Raw genomic sequence first — 20,694 nt, 5'->3', positions numbered from 1 at the left:
GTGACCAGATGATTTCTTTTACAAGAAAGCTCAAAGAAAAGCTGGAATCAGCAGACCTTGATCAAATATGGCCAGGCTTCAGGATGACTGCTTATGCGCTGTATAATCGAGAGTACGTGTATGTATTCAATCATCCGATTTGTCAGGGTGAGGATGAACCGCTTGTTTTTGAGTGGGATAAGCGATTTGTCGGAAACACATTGATTTTATTTGAGGATGTGCCGACTGCAATCGTCAATGTTGAGAAACCAGGTTCGTTTGAAGGAACTTATGCGATTTTAATGCATGAACTGTTTCACGGTTATCAGACGTTAATGGATGAAAAAAGATTTCCTGATGAATTGCTGGGTGTTCAATATCCGCTTCTTGAAGAGAACATCAGTCTTCGGCTGGAAGAGCGGACCGTTTTACGTGCAGCGATTGATGCCTCCTCTGATGCTGAGAGGCTGTTGCAGTTAAAGGCTTTTATCGTGTTGAGAGAGCAAAGAAGAGAACTGCTCGGCGACTCTCTTCATTATGAAAACCTGATTGAAACGATTGAAGGCCCTGCCTGGTACGCAGAAATGAAGGCATATGCATCTCTTCAACAGGGGGCTGATGCAGAGAACGGTTATAAAGAAAAGCTGCTGCAGCACGAGGAAGCGGAGTTGCATTTACGAAGAAGCTGCTATAGCTCCGGGTTAGCGCTATGTCTGTTGCTTGATGAATTATATCCTGAGTGGAAGCATCAATATTTTCATGAAGAGTGTACGCTGTATGAATGTATAAAAGAAAAAGCTGGTATTTGTGATGGGGCTAAAGCAAATTGTGAATACAAATTGCAGGGGGAAGCATCGAGAATTTACCGGATGGTTCAGGAATCAAGAATGAAAACGATCCAGTCCTTTTCAGATTATGACGGTTATCAGCTGACAATCGAAGGTCCGATGAAAGCGGTGTTTTTTGATCCAATGAATATGGTGAATGTTGATCATCAGCTACTACATCAATATTTTGTTACGATGCAGATTCAGGAGCAGGAATACCTGATCAATCAGCCGGCACTTACTCATTACTCCCAGTCCATTTTGCATGCAGATAAGCTACAGTTGAATTTAACTGAAAAACCGCTGGTGAATAAGCAGACTGTCAATATACCGGGGATCGGCGATTTTCGGGGTAATATGATTGAAGATGGGAAAAAGCTCAGGCTGATGTTAGCCAATTAATGAAAAAAGGTGCCGGATCAGATCTGATCCGGCACCTTTTTATTTTAGTCCTCAGCAGCATCCTTCTTCACAAATTCATGTCCGCCCACATATTTATAATCATCCGGATGCCCAAATGAATCTGGTAAATCATCCATGTATTCATTGGCGTCATCAACCGGCGCATAGCCAAGTGGATTATCAGGATCTACAGTAAAAAAGCTCTGTTTATTATTAGAAATGCCATAGATCGTGACAACTTCGTTAATATCAGCCGTAATCGATTTGCGGACAAGCTGGGTCAGATCTGCATAACTGAGCCAGATCATCAGATGCTCCCGTGAATCAGGCTTCTCCACACAGCCACAAATCCGCAGATTCACAACTTCCATGCCAAACTTATCGTGATAAAGCTTTCCGAGATCTTCATTATATACTTTGCTCAAACCGTAGAAAGTGTCCGGACGTGTTTCAGTTGTTGTATCATAAGGTGCACCTTCCGCCGGCAGAAATCCTACAGCATGAATACTGCTCGCATACACAATTCTCTTCACGCCATGCTCTCTTGCCGCTTCGTAAATATGATACGTTCCGCGTATATTAGCATCCAGAATCTCTTCAAATTCATTTTCCACAGGTAGTCCGCCAAAGTGCAGGACAGTTTCAATATCGTGTTCCTTAAAAATACTTTCAATCGCCTCATAGTCATTTAAATCCGCCTCAATAAACGGCAGCTCCTCCGGAAGTTCATCAGATGTGGAACGATTCGTCAGTACCAGTTCAAATTCATCTTTCAGTGCATGAGCCAAAACCGTTCCAAGTCCGCCTGAAGCGCCTGTTAATAATACTTTGCCCATTCTATTTCACTGCCTTTCTGTATCAAGTCATGCTTGTACCTTTCCCTTTTTAAAGCAATACAACCCGAATTTCAAAAAAATATTATTTGTAAGCGTTATCAATTTAAATATTCAGCAAATAAGGGTGACACAGTCATGGGAACCTTGTATACTTGTCATTAAAATCTTTCTAGAAAATACAAGTGTTTTTATGGAAAGAACATTTGTGTTTTGACCTGAATATAAACGTTTTGAAAATGAAACAAACAAAAGGAGTTTTGCCTTCATGAAAGTAGTAAAGTTTGGCGGCAGTTCAGTCGCAAGTGCCACTCAGTATAAAAAAGTCGCCTCTATCCTGGCAGCGGATCCTGAGCGTAAAGCAGTCATTGTCTCAGCACCTGGTAAGCGTCATGAAGGAGATACAAAAACAACCGACTTACTCATCCGTCTTGCTGAAAGTGTGGGTGAACGGGACTTTGATGAATCATCTTTTCAGGCCGTGTTAAATAGGTATCAGAATATTATCGATGAGTTGGGGCTTGATTCATCTTTAATGACAGAAGTCGAAGGGCATCTTCATGAAGTGATCTCAATGTACAGGCAGTCAAAGGACCGTCTGCTTGATGGTTTGAAAGCAAGTGGGGAGGACCTGAACGCCAAAGTGATGGCTACTTACTTAAAGTCCCTTGGCAGAGAAGCGACTTATATTTCGCCTAAAAGAGCAGGCATGATTGTAACGGATGAGCCGGGAAATGCACAAATTCTGCCGGAATCTTATCCTGAGATTGCCAAATTGAAAGATATTGAGGGGGTTCTGGTGATACCGGGATTCTTTGGATACTCCTATGAAGGGAATATCGTCACTTTCCCGCGTGGCGGCTCTGATATCACAGGTTCAATTATCGCGGCCGGACTTGATGCCACAGAATATGAAAATTTTACTGATGTAGATTCAATTTACTGTGTCAGCCCGAAAATGGTCGATCAGCCGCGTGAATTAAAAGAACTGACGTACCGTGAAATGCGGGAGCTAGCATACTCGGGATTTTCGGTTTTCCATGATGAAGCGCTGCAGCCGGTCGTTCATAAGAAAATCCCTGTTTGTGTGAAAAATACAAATCGTCCTGAAGCAAAAGGAACAAGAATCGTAGCCAGCCGGGAACTGGATGGGCACCCGGTCATTGGGATTGCCAGTGATGAAGGGTTCTGCAGTATTAACATGACGAAATACCTGATGAACAGAGAGCTCGGTTTTGGCCGCAAGCTGCTCGCCATTTTAGAGGATGAAGGTGTGTCTTATGAGCATACGCCATCAGGAATTGATAATATGTCTGTGATTCTACGTTCTCATCAGCTTTATAACGGACAGGAAGCACGCGTACTAAATCGCATTCGTGAAGAGCTCCAGGTAGAGGATCTTTATGTTGAGCGTGATCTTGCGATGATTATGGTCGTCGGAGAAGGCATGAACCAGACAATTGGAATCGCTTCAAAAGCTACGCAGGCACTCGCTCAGGCAGGGGCCAATATCAAAATGATTAACCAGGGATCAAGTGAGGTCAGCATGATGTTTGGTGTGAATGTAGCAGACGTTGAAAAAGCAGTACGCAGCCTGTACCATGTTTATTTCCCGGCTGAGGTTGGACAGGAGGCATAGCGTTGTAGAACCAATGGTTGGTGAAAAGGATAGGGAGCGGCTGATGCAAAAGTGTTCGTCGCTGATGGGAATAATCTTAGGTTGAGGGAATAACGGTCTGAATTGAAGGATAAAAATCGCTTTGAAGTGAAATGAAGGAATTAAATCTCATATTGAATGAATCATTTCAGGATTGAAGCAATCATCTACAAAATTGACGCTTTTTCCACCAGATTGATTGAAAAACCATATCCCACCTTCAACCCGTGTCACACGCTAAAATAGCCATAATAAATAAAAGCCGGAGACACACTGTCTCCGGCTTTTATTTATATCTCATTATTCAGCCGGCAAGGCCCAAACAGAAACACTGCCCGCTTGAACAGGGAATGTACCATACCCTTCATCATCAATTACTACAGGCTCATCAATCGAATTTGTATAATCCGTCCACTCTTCACCTGCACGATGTTCACCGACAAACATTCTCTTTTCACCTTCATCACCAACTGTGACAACTACGGCACAGCCTGATCCCTCAATTTCCTCAACGCCGCGTCTGACCCAGCCGATCGTAGCAGGATGATCAAAATAATCGTCCTGCTCACCATAAGCACAGTGATAGCGTGCATAAATCAGCGGATCGATTGCTTCACTTTTGTCCTCAATTGGATCTTCTCCGTCAATTCCGAAGTAATCCCCGTAGAATACGCAAGGGTAACCGTCTGCACGGAGCAGAACAAGTGCATAGGCACTTTGTTTGAACCAGTCCTGCACCCATGACTCAAGCGACTCGCCAGGCTGCGAATCATGGTTATCTACAAACGTCACAGCATTCATCGGGTATTCACCGACAAGTGTTCCCTCAAAAAGAGTTGAAAGGTCAGCGTCCCGGCCGTCTTCAGAAATACGGTGCAGCTTATAATGTAATTGGACATCAAATAAATCAAGCTGATAATCAGTGGCCTCAAGGAAGTTGCCGCATGCTTCAATGTCCTCGTTCCAGTATTCACCGACCATATAAAAGTTACCATCGCGATGTTCTTTCACCTGTCTGATAAACTCATCAATAAATTCATGACTGATATGTTTGATCGCATCAAGGCGGTAGCCGTCAGCATCCAGCGTATCTGACATCCATTTACCCCAATTGATCATTTCGTCGCGAACTTCAGGATGATTGTAATCAATGTTTGCAAACATCAGGTAATCATAATTTCCAAACTCATCATCCACCTGATCATTCCAGTCTTTTCCCTCACCGACGATTTTGAAAAAGCCAGTTCTTTCTTCACGGGCATCAAAGTCTGTGCCGTTAAAGTGATTAAAGTTCCACTGGAAGTCGGAGTATTTGCCGTCACGCCCAGGGAAAGTAAACTTCGTCCACCCCTCGATCTCAAATGGTTCAGAGATTTCTTCAAGGCGGTTTTCAGCGTCTACTTCAATGACCTGAAACGTTTCTTTTTCATCTGCGCCTGCTTTATGATTCATGACGACATCCACATAGACCTGAATGTCATTTTCATGGCAGGCCTGGATTGCTTCGTGTAGCTCGTCTTTTGTTCCGTATTTCGTTCTGACGTCACCTTTTTGATCAAATTCTCCAAGGTCGTACAGGTCATATACGCCATAGCCGTTATCATCAGGTGATTCACCTTTTGTAACAGGAGGAATCCAGACTGCGTCAATTCCGCTGGCTTTCAGTTCGGGTGCGGCATCCTTTAGTCTTTTCCAGTGGTCGCCGTCTGCAGCGACGTGCCACTCGAAGAATTGAAGCATTGTGTGATTTCTTTCCACGTGAATTCCTCCTTATTAATAGTTCGTTTTAAATAACGCTGTCCCTCTCCGTGAAGGACTTCGCTTTCCGCGGCCGCGCGCTGAGCCTCCTCAAGCTTCGCTCTCCGGGGTCTCAGCTGTCGCTTCTATGCCGCAGGAGTCTTCGTCCTTCACTCCAAGGGACAACTGGGTTTAAATTTTATAAATTTAAAAATAAAATCTTAATAGAGTGATTATAGAGCAAATAAAGTAATCAGACAATTTTGAATCCATTTTATTTCGTATATCGAAAATAGTTGTGGCACTATTTTTTGGTTGCTGTAAAATAAAAGTTACATATTTCACAAGGGAGTACGAATGATGTTAAAAAGATTCTTTTCTTACTATAAGCAACATAAAAAGCTATTTATTGCTGATTTCAGCTGTGCTGTTGTTGTAGGGATTCTGGAGCTCGGCTTTCCGCTTGCGGTGTCATGGTTTATTGACAGCCTGCTGCCGGAAGGGAACTGGCAGGCGATTACCCTGGTCAGCTTTCTGCTCCTGTTTCTCTATCTCTCAAGTACCTCTCTTCAGTACGTTGTAAACTACTGGGGTCATAAACTCGGGATCAATATTGAGACAGATATGCGTCAGGAGCTGTTTGAGCACGTGCAGCGACAGTCGTTTTCATTCTTTGATAATACAAAAACCGGTCATATTATGAGCCGGATCACAAACGACCTGTTTGATATCGGGGAAATGGCGCACCATGGACCTGAGGATTTATTTATTGCGGTGATGACATTTATCGGGGCGTTCTGGATTATGCTGACGATTAATGTGAAGCTTGCGCTGATCGCGATTATTGTTGTACCGTTTCTGATCTGGCTGATTACATATGCCAATATCAAAATGAATACAGCGTGGAAAGCGATGTATGGCAATATTGCTGAAGTAAATGCCCGTGTGGAAGACAGTGTATCAGGTGCGCGCGTTGTTCAGTCATTTACAAATGAAAAGCATGAAATTAAACGCTTTACGACAGATAACCGCCATTACCGCCAGTCAAAGGTCGGCGCTTACAAAGTGATGGCGTTCAGCCTTTCAGGTATGTATATCATGACACGCCTGATTGTGCTCGTTGTACTCGTATTCGGGGCATATCTGAGCCTGAATAACGAGCTGACTTATGGAGAGCTTGTTGCATTTGTTTTATACATTAATGTTCTTTTTAAACCGATTGATAAAATCAGTGCGCTGCTTGAAATGTATCCAAAAGGAATGACCGGTTTCAGACGTTTTACAGACTTACTTGATCAGGCACCTGTCATCACTGACCGTCCGGATGCAAAAGAGGTTGACCATTTAGAAGGTGAGATTGAATTTGACCGTGTATCCTTTAGCTATGATGAACAAAAAGGTGTATTGAGCGATATTTCCCTCAAGCTGAACCGCGGGGAAACTGTAGCGTTCGTCGGGCCGTCCGGTGCAGGTAAAACAACGATCTGCTCACTGATTCCAAGGTTCTATGATGTAAAAGAGGGTGCGATCAAGATTGATGGGATGGATATTCGTGATATGACGAAGGAGTCGCTCAGAAGTCAGATCGGCATCGTGCAACAGGATGTCTTCCTTTTCACAGGAACGCTGCGTGAAAATATCGCTTACGGAAAGCTTGATGCGACAGAAGAAGAGATCATGGAGGCTGCGAAAAAAGCAAATCTGCAGTCAGTCGTGGATGGACTTCCGCTCGGCTATCACACGCAGATTGGTGAGCGCGGATTGAAGCTTTCAGGCGGGCAGAAGCAGCGAATTGCGATTGCGAGAATGTTCTTGAAGAACCCTTCTATTTTAATTCTTGATGAAGCAACTTCAGCGCTTGATACAGAAACAGAAGCGATGATTCAGGGTGCGATTGAAGAGCTTGCGAAAGGACGTACAACGCTTGTCATTGCGCATAGACTTGCGACGATCCGGAAAGCAGACCGGGTTGTCGTTGTGACAGAAGAGGGGATCGCGGAAGACGGTACGCACGCAGAATTGCTCAAGCAGGACGGAATTTTTGCGAATCTGCACCGGGTTCAGTATGAGCAGGTGTGATGAGGGGGTTGTTGGTTCGGCGGGAAATAATGAATGTTCGATGGGAAATGGTTGGTGTTCGACGGATAACAGGTAGTGTTCACCACTTAAATGCTATTGTTCGACGCAAAACCCGTAGTGTTCACCACTTCATGTCATTTGACCTACTCCGCCACATAACAAATATCCACAAAAAACCAGCTGATGCCTGCGCACCAGCTGGTTTTTTCACTTAAAAATGAGGCTTCAAAATCTCTCTCAGCACATTTGCACTTTGAGCGAACTGTTCTTTTTCCTTGTCACTTAAATTCAGCTCTACGACTTCGCGTATACCGTTACGATTGATAATAGCTGGAACGCCGATATACACATCTTCCTCACCGTATTCACCTTCCATCAGTGCAGAAACCGTCAGAATGCTATTTTCGTTATGGAGGAGCGCTCTTGTAATCCGTACCAGACCCATTGCAATGCCGTAGTAAGTAGCACCCTTACTGTTAATAATCTGATAGGCAGCATCACGTACATTCACGAAAATATCATCCAGATCTTCCTGCGTGTATTCAGGGTGCTTTTTAATCATATCAAGCACTGCTACACCACCGACATCAACTGAGCTGTAAACTGGCAGCTCACTGTCACCGTGTTCTCCGATGATATAACCATGGACGTTTTGCGGTGCGACATTGAAATATTCTCCAAGCAGATAACGGAAGCGTGCTGTATCTAGGATGGTACCGGAGCCAATCACGCGCTCTTTTGGAAATCCGCTGTACTTCCAGACCGCATAAGTTAAGACGTCTACAGGGTTTGTCGCTACTAGGAAGATCCCGTCAAAGCCGCTGTCGACTACCTGTGTGACGATAGAATGGAAAATCTTCAGGTTCTTTTCTACAAGTTGTAACCTGGTTTCCCCGGGCTTCTGGTTCGCACCGGCACAAATCACGACGATATCAACGTCTTTACAGTCTGCGTATGTGCCAAATGAGATATTTAATGATTGCTGTGCAAAGACTTTCCCGTGATTCAGGTCGAGTACGTCACCTTTAGCTTTTTCTTCATTCAGGTCGATCATAATCAGTTCGTCTGCTACTCCCTGATTTAACAGTCCAAAAGCATAACTTGAGCCAACAAAGCCTGTTCCAATTAATGCTACGCGATTTCCTTTTACCATTTTCTCAACACACCTTTTCAATTAGAATGATGTTCTGTTTTCATTATAAGCGATAGAGATGATATTGTGAATAGTTTCACAATATATTTTTGTGAAAGAAAAAAGTTAAGCTGTAACTCCTTATATTGATCCTTAAACCACAAATACCCCAGACAAGCACTCACAAACAAAACCCCTGATCCTTCATCAGGCATCAGGGGTCTTATACTTACTTCAGTTTTCCATCTTTCAGTAATACCATACTGCTTAATCCATCCACTTTAACACTCTTACCTTTTTCCACAGACAATACTTCAGTTCCAGCTTCTTCACTGTTCACAAGTACTTTCCACGGACCTTTACCAGGCAGGGAAACGGAAACGGCATCTTTGTTTGCGTTATGCACGACAAACAGGTGACGGTTCTTTTTCTCCTGAAGCGTATAAGCAATTGTATTGGCAGGGGATGCAGCAAATGTCAGTCGCTCATTAATTGCCTGAGCATTTGTTAGTCGGAATGCATCATAGTTCTGGCGAAGGTCAATTAAGCCTGCCATGTATTCCACTTCATCGTTAAATGCAGCACGGCGTTCCCAGTCCATCTGGTTCACGCTGTCAGGTGACTGGTAGCTGTTATGGTCGCCACCCTTTGTGCGCATAAATTCCTGTCCTGCATGGATAAATGAGATTCCCTGAGACGTCAGCACGATTGAGGAACCGAGCTTATGCATAGATTTCATTTCATCGATTGTTGCATCAGGGTTTGTTTTCTCAAGCTTATCCCACAGTGTCAGATTATCATGAGCTTCAACGTATTGTACGACCTGATCAGGGTCACGGTATGTCGCAAAGCTGTCGTCATAGGCAAGTCCGCCTGCTACACTTTGGCGCATGATGTCTTCCATACCCTGTTTACCATTGATAAAGCCCGGGTCAGTATCTTCCCACACGCTTCCTTTTGCGCCATCACGCATTGTGTCATTAAAATGTGCAACGCGGTCCATGTCTTCAGCATTCTTCTGATTTGCTTTCAGTTCAGCATCAAGCGGGGTATTCAGATCCCATCCTTCTCCAAGCACAATAATTGAAGGATCGATTTCATCAAGTGCATCGCGCACTTCATTCATTGTATCTGTGTCATGAATGCCCATTAAATCAAAGCGGAAGCCATCCATTTCATACTCTTCTGCCCAGTATGAAACAGAATCTACGATAAACTTCTGCATCATTTTACGTTCAGAGGCTGTATCATTTCCAACGCCGGTCCCATTTGCAAGCGAGCCGTCTTCGTTATAGCGGAAATAGTAGCCAGGCACAAGCTGATGGAAATTCGATTCATTCACTGCATACATGTGGTTGTACACAACGTCCATAATGACGCCAAGGTCCTCATCATGAAGCGTCTGAACCATTTCCTTCAGTTCAGTCACTCTTACTTCAGGATCATAGGGGTCAGTTGAATATGAACCTTCCGGCGTATTATAGTTTTTCGGGTCATATCCCCAGTTGAACTGAGGTGTATCCAGGTTTGTTTCATCCACTGTGCGGTAATCATAGATTGGCAGGAACTGAACGTGAGACACACCAAGGTTTAAAATGTGATCAAGCCCGGTTGCATAGCCTTCAGGACCAGTCGTTCCTTTTTCAGTCACGCCAAGATATTTGCCTTTGTTTTCAATGCCGCTCTCAGGCTGGATTGACAGATCGCGAACATGGAGTTCATAAATCGTTGCATCTTCAGGACTTTCCCCTTTAGAGAATGTCTCCCAGTCTTCAGGGTTCGTGCGGTCCAGATCAAGCACTGCCCCTTTATCTCCATTAACTGATGTAGAGCGTACATAAGGGTCAACCGCTTCACGCCATTCATCGCCAATCTTTACTTTGTACGTATAAAGCTGATTGTGAAGGTCGCCTTTAACTGATGCTGTCCACGTACCTTTTTCTGCAGCATCCATGACAATTTCTTCACCTTCTGTTGCATCCCACGTGTCATAAAGAACAAGCTTTGCTTCGCTTGCAGTCGGTGCCCACAGACGGAAATCAGTCTGTTCTTCCGAATAAGTATTACCTAAATCATCGCCATCGTAAAAGTACATCTCATCAAACGATTCAGAGCGAACCACTTTTCCAACCTGAACAGTTGCATCGCCGAAAAAGTCCGTTTCGATCGTGTAAGTCTGTGTAAGATCGATATCTTCCACCGTTTCAATCGTCACTTTGTTTGTCACTGGATCTGTCCCTTCAAAAGGACGGATATCTGCAATCGTCAGTCCGTTTAACGTAATGCCAGGATCTGCAGATGCAGTATCGATCGGCAGATTAGTCGTCAACGTAATCTCGTTTACTTCATCAATTGTTGCGCTGACAATACGCGGTGTAGAATCAATATATTTCGAATCATAGTAAATACCTTTATCACTTTGAACGATCCAGATTTCAGCGGTGCCATCTTCATTGATTTTTGTAATGAAGCGGTCGCCGTTCTCCTGGTCAGCCCATGCGTTTTCACCTTCAGTTTTCTTTACGATAAAGCCGACTTTATTGAACAGCTCATCGCTTGAAACGGTAAAATTCGCAGTCACGCCAAAATCATCTTCACCTGTAAACTGGATTTCCTCACCATTGCCATCACCAGGCCATGCCCATAGGTTCCAGCCTTCATAGTTTCCATCGAAACGGTAATAGTGAAGCGTGACATCTACTTCATTGAATTCAGGGAACTCACGGTATTCACCATCCGGCGGGGAAGTGTAGACTGTGTCATCACCGGACTTGATCCAGACCTCAGCAACGCCTGCTTCAGTCTCAGCCCAGCGGTCACCACCGTCTTTTTCCCAAGTATCAGTTCTTACAATAAAGCCGATGCGATTATGTGAACCTTCAAGATCAACAGTTGCGATCTTTCCAAACTCATCTTCGCCTGTAAATTCGTTAACCTGTCCATCGCCGCCTTCAGGCCAGACCCAAAGGTTCCAGTCCTGAGTTGATTCAGGGGCTTCCTCATAATGAACAATTAATGTTGAATATGTATTACTTTCTGCTTGTGCAGTATTTGAGGCAAACGGTTGCACAACCGGCAGTAAAGAAATGACCATTAAAAATGATAACCATCCTGCAAGAAACTTTTTGCGATTCACTTACATTCCTCCTAATGTTTGGTATGGTTAGGATTATAAGGTGAGTATAGTCTGATTGAAAGCGTTTGCACAAAAGTTGCACAAAACGAATCTATTGTACTAGTGAACAAATTGTGACTATATGTTCTGAAAGATCAGAAAACGGGAGTATTTTCATAGGAGGTTTTTACATGAGAGTAGTTGGATATTTTCTGGGAGGACTTTTTGTTGCTACCATAATTTTTATGATCGCAGGACCGATTGTGGGTGGCGTCATTGCTTTTGCACTTCTATTTACGATTCAACTGGCCAAACCGCTTGAGGAGAAGCCGGCTAAAGACCGTGTGGCAGAAGCGTATGAGAAATACCTGCAGGAGAGAGAAACCGGATCATAAGGGGATCCGGTTTTTTAGTGGAGAAAATGGCATTTTACATTGATGAAGGGATAGCATGCAGAAATGATTGAATTGTGCACCTGAATGATGGAATACCTCCGCAGTTTGAAGGTAATACCACGTATTTAAATCAAATGAATGAATCATAGTCAAAATTGAAGCAATCATTTTCAATTTTGAGAGATTAAAATTCAAACTGATGGATAACTTTCTAAATTGAAGGGAATCACCAGCAGGCATGGACCGAATCCCCATATTACACAAGAAAAAAGCCCTTGATGCGCTTCACCACAGTCAGGTGACGGGCATCAAGGGCTTTTCTGTCGTTCAGGCATACACATAAAACTTCACCAGATCCACTAACCCCTGGTCATCCTCGCTTACTGGAGATTGAAAAATCCCAATGACAAGATCCATAAAATCTCCCCGAAATAAAAAAGCAAAAATAAGTACAATGCTAATCAATATTGCTGCAAGAAATAATATGTATACAGACCATTTCCCTGCAAACTGCACCATCAATCTCCCTCCTAAAATACACTTATATGTATTAGACGTTAAAAAAAGGAAAAAGTTTCGTATTTTCTGAAAAATGTTTTGATTTCTTTTTTTGGGTTAATCAAATAGGATAAGATTAGACGAATAGAAAGAGGGAAATATATGACTTCGATTGCGCTGCCGGCGGCTGTCATAGCTGCAGTCATCGGATTATTTGCAATAACGCGTGACTTGAACAAGAAAAAGCGATCAACTTCAAAAAGATACATGCTGATTTTATTTTGGATCTATGTGACAGCGGTCGTCCATGTCACACTCGGGACACTTTCTTTTCCGCCTAACCCGGATGCACCACTCAGAGTTCAGCTCGAACCTTTATATTTTTTAGACGAATGGGCTACTTACCGTAACCTTCAAAGTGAATCATTCTTTCAAAATGCAAGCTTAACTCTCTATAACTTTATCATGTTTATGCCCTACGGATTTTTCTTAGCGGCTCTGTTTAGAAAAGGGTTCTTCAAAGCACTGCTGATTCTATTTTTCACAAGTCTGCTGATTGAAACGACTCAGCTTGTCCTGTCTTACTTAGGTATTGCATGGATGAGAGGCTTTAACGTTGATGATCTGATCATGAATACAGCAGGTGGTTTTCTGATGTACCTGCTGACAAGCGTGATGATAAAAATAATGGGTGATACAAAAAGAGGTGCTTAGGCATCTCTTTTTGTATTTAAAATGATAGTGAACAAGTCACTATAAATAATAGAAGGTTTGCAGTAAAACACACATTACGATAATCTATTTCGTAAGGGTTGAATGTTCAGACAATATACGACATTTAAAATAGACATCAGTTATTTTCCATTGCACAGGAGGAATTGGATGAACGTAACTTACCACCCGCTCGGTGATCAGGCGGTATTGATTCATTTTAAACAGGAAGTAAGCAGCGAAGTACTGGCTGAAGTCCAATGTCTGAAAAATGAAATCCAACAGGAGCAGCCGGACTGGTTATATGAAGCAGTGCCCGGGTATGCTTCCTTGACAGTTCATTATGACCTGGCTCAGCTGCTTCAAAAAGAAGATCCTTATGCACACGTTGTATCTTTTCTGAAGGAAAAGGCGGCAGGCGTGAAAACGGGTGGAAGCTTTAAGCAACGGACAGTTAAGATTCCAGTCTGTTATGGCGGTGATTTTGGACCGGATCTTGAAGAAGTGGCACAGCACGCCGGAATGTCACCTGATGAGGTAATTAAACGCCATCAAAATGGTGATTACACCGTTTATATGCTCGGTTTTGCACCTGGGTTTCCTTATATCGGCGGACTGGATGCTTCTATTGCAGCACCCCGCAAAGATAATCCCAGAACAGCCATTCCGGCAGGGTCTGTAGGCATTGCCGGTAAACAAACCGGCGTGTATTCCATCGAAACGCCCGGCGGATGGCAGATCATCGGAAGAACGCCTGAAAAGCTTTTTGACTTAACAAGAGATGAATCCTTCCTTTTACGGGCAGGAGACAGAATTGAATTTTATGCAATTACAGAAAATGAATTTGAGGAGTGGCAGACATGATGAAAGTAGTAGAACCAGGGCTGCTGTCTTCAATTCAGGATAATGGCCGCCGGGGGCATCAGGAATCCGGCATGATTATTTCAGGCGTAATGGATACATTCTCATTACGCATAGCCAACTATTTGGTAGGAAACCCGGAAGATGAAGCGGTACTTGAGATTACTTTGACAGGACCGACTATCGAGTTTCAGGAAGATCAGCTGATTGCAATATGCGGTGCGGATTTTTCTGCAACCATTAATGACAAGCCGGCACCGCTTTGGCGACCGGTTGCAGTGAAAAAAGGCAGTACATTACATATGAAGTTCTCTAAAGTCGGTTGCAGGGGCGTAATCGCAGTTGGCGGAGGCTTTAACGTGCCAGAGGTGCTTGGCAGCAAATCCACTTATCTCAGGGCTGAGATCGGTGGGTATGAAGGCCGCAGCCTTGAAAAAGAAGATGTCATTGAAGTTGGGGAACGAAGTCTTAGCACACAAAGAATTTTTGAAAGTATATTAAATAACCCGGTTGACTGGTCTGTATCAAGTGCCTACACCAGCGACGTTTACAGCCGTTCAGTCATGAGAGTGATTCCCGGAAAACAGTATCAGGATTTCACTGAGGAAAGCAGAACATCCTTTTTGGGTCAGGATTATAAAATTTCCAAGAAGTCTGACCGGATGGGCTTCCGTCTGGATGGGGAGGATCTTGCGTGCAGATTAAATGGAGATATGCTCTCAGAGGGCGTCGCCTTCGGAACAATACAAGTCCCTGCAGACGGACAGCCGATTATCCTGCTTGCAGACAGGCAGACACTCGGCGGCTATCCGAAAATTGGGCAGATTGCTTCTGTAGACCTTCCTGCTTTGATCCAAAAAAAGCCTGGCGAATCAATCAGCTTTGAAGAAATTTCGATTCAGGAAGCGCAGGTTCTATTTAAAAAACGTGAAAGAGAATGGCAGGAATTAAAACGGATGATCACTATGAAACTGGAGGGATTAGATGGTGAAGATTGACCTGAACTGTGACATGGGCGAAAGCTTTGGTGCTTATCAAATGGGTAATGATGCAGAAGTACTGAAATTTATTACATCCGCGAATATTGCCTGTGGCTACCATGCCGGTGATCCTTCTGTGATGAGAAAAACCGTTGAGCTGGCACTTGAAAATGGCACATCGATTGGGGCACACCCGGGATTCCCGGATTTGAGTGGCTTCGGGCGGCGCAATTTGAACGTATCTGAAGAGGAAGCATACGACCTCACGTTATATCAGATTGGTGCGCTTTACGGCTTTGTTAAAGCACAGGGAGGCACGCTTCAGCATGTAAAGCCGCACGGTGCACTGTACAATGCAGCTGCAAAGGATGCCAAGCTTGCCGGTGCGATTGCAAAAGCAGTATATGATCTTGATCCTGAACTGATTTTATTTGGCTTGTCAGGAGGAGAACTAATCCGTGCAGGCAAGCATGTCGGTCTGACAACTGCTTCAGAGGTGTTTGCTGACAGAACGTATCAGCCGGACGGTACATTAACGCCGAGAACGCAAAGTAATGCGCTCATCGAAAATGATGATCAGGCTGTTCATCAGGTGGTGCGCATAGTCAAAGAAGGTCTTGTACGCGACGTAAACGGAAAAGATATCAGCATTGAAGCAGACACGGTCTGTATTCATGGAGACGGTGCTCATGCGCTTGCATTTGCAGAGAAGATCAATCAGAAGTTAATAGAAGAAAACATCAGCTTACAAAGCTTAAAATAAGAGGTTTTAAGCCCATGATGCCTTTAGACAGCATAAAATATATGCCGGCTAAAGGCATCAGGAGCTTTTTGAGACAGCAGGAAAGGAATGAACAGCGATGAAAAAACCGGAATCAAACCGCAGTATCCTGCTCGGTGCTGCTTTTCTGATGGCGACATCCGCCGTCGGACCGGGCTTTTTAACTCAGACAACAACATTTACCCAGACGCTTGCAGCAAGCTTCGGGTTTGTTATTTTAATTTCAATTATTATTGATATAGGTGTTCAGATGAATATCTGGCGCATTATCACAGTATCGGGTAAGCGTGCTCAGGAAATCGCCAATGAAGTGCTTCCCGGTCTTGGTGTAGTACTGGCTGTACTCGTTGTTCTCGGTGGACTGGCCTTTAATATCGGGAATATCGGAGGAGCCGGTCTTGGGACTAATGTGCTTTTTGGTGTTTCTCCTGAAATAGGTGCTCTGTTCAGCGGACTCATTGCAGTCGGAATCTTCCTTGTCAGGGAAGCTGCACGCGTCATGGACCGCTTTATCCAGGTGCTTGGCTTCCTCATGATTGGACTGACTGTGTTTGTCATGTTCCAGTCACAGCCGCCTATTGGAGAAGCCATTACGCGCTCTTTTATTCCTGAAACAGTAGACTTTCTCGCAATCGTAACGCTGGTCGGTGGTACTGTTGGCGGATATATTACGTTTGCAGGTGGGCACAGACTGCTTGATGCTGGCTTAAGCGGTACGAAAAATATACCTGAAGTGAATAAGAGTGCGGTCTCTGCGATCGGGTTTGCTTCAATTATTAGAATCTTCCTGTTTCTGGCTACACTTGGTGTTGTTGCACAGGGACTTGAGATTAATCCTGATAATCCGCCTGCCTCAGTGTTCCAGCTTGCAGCAGGTAATATCGGTTATAAAATTTTTGGTGTGGTCATGTGGTCAGCTGCAATCAGTTCCGTGGTTGGCGCAGCTTATACATCTGTATCGTTCATCAAAACGTTCAGTCCAGTTTTCGCAAAATACGAGAAGTTTTTGATTGTCGGTTTTATCGGAGTATCAACGCTGATCTTCGCGTCAATCGGACAACCTGTAAGGCTGCTGATTCTTGCAGGGGCACTGAACGGTCTGATTCTGCCAATCTCACTTGGTGTGATTTTACTCGCAGCACATAACAAGAAAATTGTCGGGAACTATAACCATCCAAAGTGGTTAACTGGATTTGGCATCCTGATCGTCGTTGTAATGGCTTACCTTGGCGGTTACACGATGATTAATCAGCTGCCTGAGTTATTTTCATAAATGAGTATTAAAAAACAGGATGAGTGTTCATCCTGTTTTTTGGTGGCTGAAAGTGCCTGTTTCCTGAATGCATGCAGGGCATCTTAGCAGAGATGTAGCAATTTTTGCTGGAGTTGCGCCTTTTCAGCCTGAGGTTGTCTCAATTACCGCTGGAGTTGTCGCGATCCACCCGGGAACTTGTCTTAATTCGTGCCAAGGATGTAGCAATCCACTCCGGATCACTTCGCTTCTACACTTCTACTGGTCAAGGTGCCCGCTGAACCACTCCAGCAAATCCTTATTCACAATATCCTGTGATGAAAACGGCACATAGATCAGTTGCTGCTTTTTAAATGTCTCTTTCACTTTCTCTAAGTGCGGCTTCTCATGCTTCTTGCGTTCCTGCATAAAGGTGCCGTCTACATCTTCAGGCAGCACTTTATTGACAATCAATGTCTTCACATGCAGATCGTACTGATCAAGCAGCTGCAGTGCTTTCTCTGTTTCAAGAATCGGCAGGCGCTCAGGATTCAACACAAATATAAAGCCTGTTTCCTTTGGATCAAGCAGGATCTCCCGTGCTCTTGAAAAGCGGTCCTGACGCGTTCTGAGCACATCATAAATCGGATCTTCCACAGGCTCCCCGTCATTTAAAAGGGCAGCGTAATTCTCATTTGTTTTTCTGCGCTTTTCAAGCAGGCCTTCAATCCAGATGCCCATCAGTTCAGGCAGCGTTAAAAGGCGGATTGTGTGTCCCGTTGGCGCTGTGTCAAAAACGATCTTATCAAACTGCTCGCGTTCCTCTAACACAATTGAGATCAGCTTATCAAAAAGGGCAGCCTCATCCGCACCGGGAGAAGATTTAGCAGTATCAAGCTGTCTGTGAACCTCCTCCATCATACCGGCATGCACCACACCTTTGATGTTCGCCTTTACACCTTTAATATAATTCGCCGTTTCAATCTCAGGATCAATCTCAAGTGCGAACAAATTCGGTGCAATCTCTGTGTTCTTACCCCCGATTTTCCGGTCAAAGATATCCCCGACATTATGGGCAGGATCAGTGGAAACAAGTAGTGTGCGATGACCCTGTTTTGCAGATTTCCATGCGATCGCTGCAGCAGAAGTGGATTTGCCAACGCCGCCTTTTCCACCAACAAATAAAATGTTGTTCTTTAAAATATCCATTCGACGGCTCCTTTATCAGCAGCAGCGGATGCCGGAGAGCGGAGATTTCTCCATTCCCATCCGCAGATGCCAGTCATGAAATTTTTCGATCATATGAGGATACAGTTCAAGCGTGTAATAATAGACCGGATTAGGAATGCCGATCATTTCAGAGTAGAGCATGAGTAAAAAAAGGTCATCCTCATTACGCAGTTCACGTGCGATTTCCTGACGATGGGGCATGCTCAGTACTTCTTCATAGTAGGCGATGAGTTTTTTGATATGGTCTAGCATGAGTGAGCGCCTCCTTTTTGGTTTCAAACTTATAATCACTTTGTAATGCCCGGCATAATGATTGAAGAGGCTAAGACATTTTTTGTCTCAGCCTCTTCAATTTTATTCGTTCGGATCAACCGGTATCTGGTTTTTAGACATCAGCGCAGAGATCGCTGTCAAGCAAATCCATAGTGCGAATCCAAGAATCAATGCCCCGAATACAAACAGCAGTGTGCTGGATTGCTCATTCCACCACGCCCACTGGGTAAATACCTGACTGATCATGGCATAAAGCGTCATAAACATTAGGAAAACCATTGGAATCAGGGTGATGAGATAATTTCTGCCGAGTCTTTTCAGCCAGATGGAAATCAGTAAAAGGTTAATGCCGGCTAATAACTGGTTGGATGTACCAAACAATGGCCACAGCAGGTAACCGCCTGAACCAAATCCGTTTGGACCTTCAGGAATTAACACGAGCGCAGCACTTGATACGACTGCGATTGTTGTAGCAACATGCGTTTTTTCAAGGGCAGGTACCTTATATTCTGTTCCAAGCTCAGAGATAATGTAGCGCATCAGACGGACAGACGTATCAAGCGTTGTCGCCGCAAAGCTGACGACGATAATCGATACGATCGTCGCTGCGACTTCAGCAGGGATGCCAAGACCGCCTGCTAGTTGACCGGCACCCTGGACGAAGTTACCAAGGCCGCCGCCGCTTGCTGCTGCAAAACTGTTATAAGATTCTTTAAATGCATCAGCATTTGGAAAGAACGTGATGACCGCAATGATCGAAATCAAAGCGAGTACACCTTCACCTACAGCACCCGCATAACCGACAAAGCGTGCATCGGTTTCTTTATTCAGCTGTTTTGAGGTAGTACCAGATGATACAAGCCCGTGGAATCCTGAAATTGCCCCGCAGGCAATGGTGATAAAGAGAAGTGGGAACCAGGATACATCATTTGCATCAGGGTTCGTAATCGGTGCTGTAATCTCAGGGTTTGTAAATAACAGACCCAGATACAAAATACCAAGACCAACCACAAGCTGATGTGAGTTAATAAAATCACGCGGCTGCAGAAGCTTCCATACAGGAAGGGTAGACGCGATATACACATAAATCATCAGGACGATAATCCAGATAAAGAACGCACTTGAAATCGCACCAAGTCCAAAGATTCCGGCACCTTCTTCGCCGCCCATATAGCGGACAAGGTCGATCTGCAGAATCTGATATTCAGCTGCAAGTACGGCAACAAGGTACATAACCGCAAGTGCCACAAGTGATGGGACAAGCATTTTTGCATTGCGCTTGTACACTGCATGCCCAATCCAGACTGCAAGCGGAATTTGAATAAATACAGGCAGTACACTAGATGGAAATGTGATAAACAGGTTAGCAATAACCCAAGCAAATACGGCGTTAACCATCAGTACAAGAATTAAAATGATAAATAAGAACAAAATCTTTGCACGCTGGCCGACTAATTTATTTGCAAGTGTTCCCATTGACTGTCCTTTGTTTCTGACCGATACAACGAGTGTACCAAAGTCATGAACGCCGGCAGCAAAAACCGTTCCAAAGACGACCCAGAGTACTGCCGGGAGCCACCCCCAGTAGACAGCAATGGCCGGTCCTAAAATGGGTGCAGCACCGGCTACAGAGGTAAAGTGGTGTCCCCACAGCACAAACTTATTTGTCGGGACAAAATCGACGCCGTCTTTATAACGGTGTGCAGGTGTGACGTAATCCGGATCCAGTCTGTAAATGTTCTCAGCAACAAATTTCGAATAAAATCTGTAGCCCAGTACAAATACAAATAGCCCGATCGCTGCTAATGCAATTGCATTCATTCAGTTTTCCCCCTTGGTTATGTAATTCGACATTGTGATACATTGTATGTAAGCACTTCCAATGTCATGTTCCATAATAGGGTATTGTGAGAATTGTGTAAATATTAATACAATAATAGATTCAAATAAACAAAGATTTAGTTGAAAAGTCA

Annotated in this window: 17 protein-coding genes; 9 read left to right on the top strand and 8 right to left on the bottom strand. The window is 44.1% G+C overall.

Annotated elements, in window-relative coordinates:
- The first annotated feature begins 8 nt into the window (after positions 1 to 8).
- Positions 9 to 1,208 carry a peptide ABC transporter permease gene (locus tag DH10bf12_RS02200; protein ID WP_471736985.1) on the top strand — a complete coding sequence of 400 codons (1,200 nt, stop codon included), beginning with the start codon at positions 9 to 11 and terminating at the stop codon, positions 1,206 to 1,208.
- 44 nt (positions 1,209 to 1,252) lie between these two features.
- Here DH10bf12_RS02200 and DH10bf12_RS02195 read toward each other — a convergent pair whose 3' ends face one another.
- Entirely contained in the window at positions 1,253 to 2,044 is a 792-nt protein-coding gene (locus DH10bf12_RS02195) for an NAD-dependent epimerase/dehydratase family protein (RefSeq protein ID WP_471736984.1), read from the bottom strand.
- 265 nt (positions 2,045 to 2,309) lie between these two features.
- Between DH10bf12_RS02195 and DH10bf12_RS02190 the strand changes: the two genes are divergently transcribed.
- A complete protein-coding gene (locus tag DH10bf12_RS02190; RefSeq protein ID WP_471736983.1) occupies positions 2,310 to 3,680 on the top strand; it encodes an aspartate kinase in 1,371 nt (456 codons plus the stop codon).
- Positions 3,681 to 3,998: 318 nt separating this feature from the next.
- Here the strand turns inward: DH10bf12_RS02190 and DH10bf12_RS02185 are convergent, their stop codons facing one another.
- Positions 3,999 to 5,456, bottom strand: a complete 1,458-nt coding sequence (locus DH10bf12_RS02185; protein WP_471736982.1) for an alpha-amylase — start codon at positions 5,454 to 5,456, stop codon at positions 3,999 to 4,001.
- A gap of 339 nt (positions 5,457 to 5,795) precedes the next feature.
- Between DH10bf12_RS02185 and DH10bf12_RS02180 the strand changes: the two genes are divergently transcribed.
- Positions 5,796 to 7,514 carry an ABC transporter ATP-binding protein gene (locus DH10bf12_RS02180; protein WP_471736981.1) on the top strand — a complete coding sequence of 573 codons (1,719 nt, stop codon included), beginning with the start codon at positions 5,796 to 5,798 and terminating at the stop codon, positions 7,512 to 7,514.
- A 211-nt stretch (positions 7,515 to 7,725) separates the two neighbouring features.
- On the opposite strand, the gene DH10bf12_RS02175 is transcribed toward DH10bf12_RS02180, so the two are convergent.
- Both DH10bf12_RS02175 and pulA read right to left on the bottom strand, forming a co-directional pair.
- The gene (locus DH10bf12_RS02175) at positions 7,726 to 8,667 is read right to left on the bottom strand and encodes an L-lactate dehydrogenase (protein WP_471736980.1); all 942 of its coding nucleotides are present in this window, start codon (positions 8,665 to 8,667) and stop codon (positions 7,726 to 7,728) included.
- A 208-nt stretch (positions 8,668 to 8,875) separates the two neighbouring features.
- Positions 8,876 to 11,740: a type I pullulanase gene (gene pulA, locus DH10bf12_RS02170; protein WP_471738173.1), complete on the bottom strand. Its 2,865-nt coding sequence runs from the start codon at positions 11,738 to 11,740 to the stop codon at positions 8,876 to 8,878.
- Between the two features lie 212 nt (positions 11,741 to 11,952).
- On the opposite strand from pulA, the gene DH10bf12_RS02165 reads away from it, so the two are divergent.
- Positions 11,953 to 12,156, top strand: a complete 204-nt coding sequence (locus DH10bf12_RS02165) for a hypothetical protein (protein ID WP_471736979.1) — start codon at positions 11,953 to 11,955, stop codon at positions 12,154 to 12,156.
- Positions 12,157 to 12,483: 327 nt separating this feature from the next.
- Here DH10bf12_RS02165 and DH10bf12_RS02160 read toward each other — a convergent pair whose 3' ends face one another.
- Positions 12,484 to 12,675, bottom strand: coding sequence for a hypothetical protein (locus tag DH10bf12_RS02160; protein ID WP_471736978.1), 192 nt, complete (start codon positions 12,673 to 12,675; stop codon positions 12,484 to 12,486).
- A 141-nt stretch (positions 12,676 to 12,816) separates the two neighbouring features.
- Here DH10bf12_RS02160 and DH10bf12_RS02155 point away from each other — a divergent pair, with 141 nt between their 5' ends.
- From DH10bf12_RS02155 to DH10bf12_RS02135, 5 genes are all read left to right on the top strand, one after another.
- On the top strand, positions 12,817 to 13,368 hold the full coding sequence (locus DH10bf12_RS02155) for a VanZ family protein (RefSeq protein WP_471736977.1): 552 nt from the start codon (positions 12,817 to 12,819) through the stop codon (positions 13,366 to 13,368).
- A 168-nt stretch (positions 13,369 to 13,536) separates the two neighbouring features.
- Complete coding sequence (gene pxpB, locus DH10bf12_RS02150; RefSeq protein WP_471736976.1) at positions 13,537 to 14,229, top strand: 5-oxoprolinase subunit PxpB; 693 nt, start codon at positions 13,537 to 13,539, stop codon at positions 14,227 to 14,229.
- The gene (locus DH10bf12_RS02145) at positions 14,226 to 15,224 is read left to right on the top strand and encodes a 5-oxoprolinase subunit C family protein (RefSeq protein WP_471736975.1); all 999 of its coding nucleotides are present in this window, start codon (positions 14,226 to 14,228) and stop codon (positions 15,222 to 15,224) included. The genes pxpB and DH10bf12_RS02145 overlap by 4 nt, the downstream gene beginning before the upstream one ends.
- Positions 15,211 to 15,969 (top strand): LamB/YcsF family protein, encoded by a 759-nt coding sequence (locus DH10bf12_RS02140; protein WP_471736974.1) that lies wholly within the window; start codon positions 15,211 to 15,213, stop codon positions 15,967 to 15,969. Before DH10bf12_RS02145 ends, DH10bf12_RS02140 begins: the two co-directional genes overlap by 14 nt.
- Positions 15,970 to 16,066: 97 nt before the next feature.
- Positions 16,067 to 17,260 carry an NRAMP family divalent metal transporter gene (locus DH10bf12_RS02135; protein ID WP_471736973.1) on the top strand — a complete coding sequence of 398 codons (1,194 nt, stop codon included), beginning with the start codon at positions 16,067 to 16,069 and terminating at the stop codon, positions 17,258 to 17,260.
- A gap of 237 nt (positions 17,261 to 17,497) precedes the next feature.
- Here DH10bf12_RS02135 and DH10bf12_RS02130 read toward each other — a convergent pair whose 3' ends face one another.
- The 3 genes from DH10bf12_RS02130 to DH10bf12_RS02120 form a co-directional block, all read right to left on the bottom strand.
- Positions 17,498 to 18,427 carry an ArsA family ATPase gene (locus tag DH10bf12_RS02130; protein ID WP_471736972.1) on the bottom strand — a complete coding sequence of 310 codons (930 nt, stop codon included), beginning with the start codon at positions 18,425 to 18,427 and terminating at the stop codon, positions 17,498 to 17,500.
- Between the two features lie 15 nt (positions 18,428 to 18,442).
- Positions 18,443 to 18,700, bottom strand: a complete 258-nt coding sequence (locus tag DH10bf12_RS02125; RefSeq protein ID WP_204729296.1) for a cory-CC-star protein — start codon at positions 18,698 to 18,700, stop codon at positions 18,443 to 18,445.
- Between the two features lie 102 nt (positions 18,701 to 18,802).
- Entirely contained in the window at positions 18,803 to 20,542 is a 1,740-nt protein-coding gene (locus tag DH10bf12_RS02120; protein WP_471736971.1) for a carbon starvation CstA family protein, read from the bottom strand.
- Between the last annotated feature and the right edge of the window lie 152 nt (positions 20,543 to 20,694).

The organism is Jeotgalibacillus sp. 10bf12, from assembly GCF_055597105.1.
Note: the sequence above shows the minus strand (reverse complement) of the source record. Positions and strands in the feature narration are given on the sequence as shown.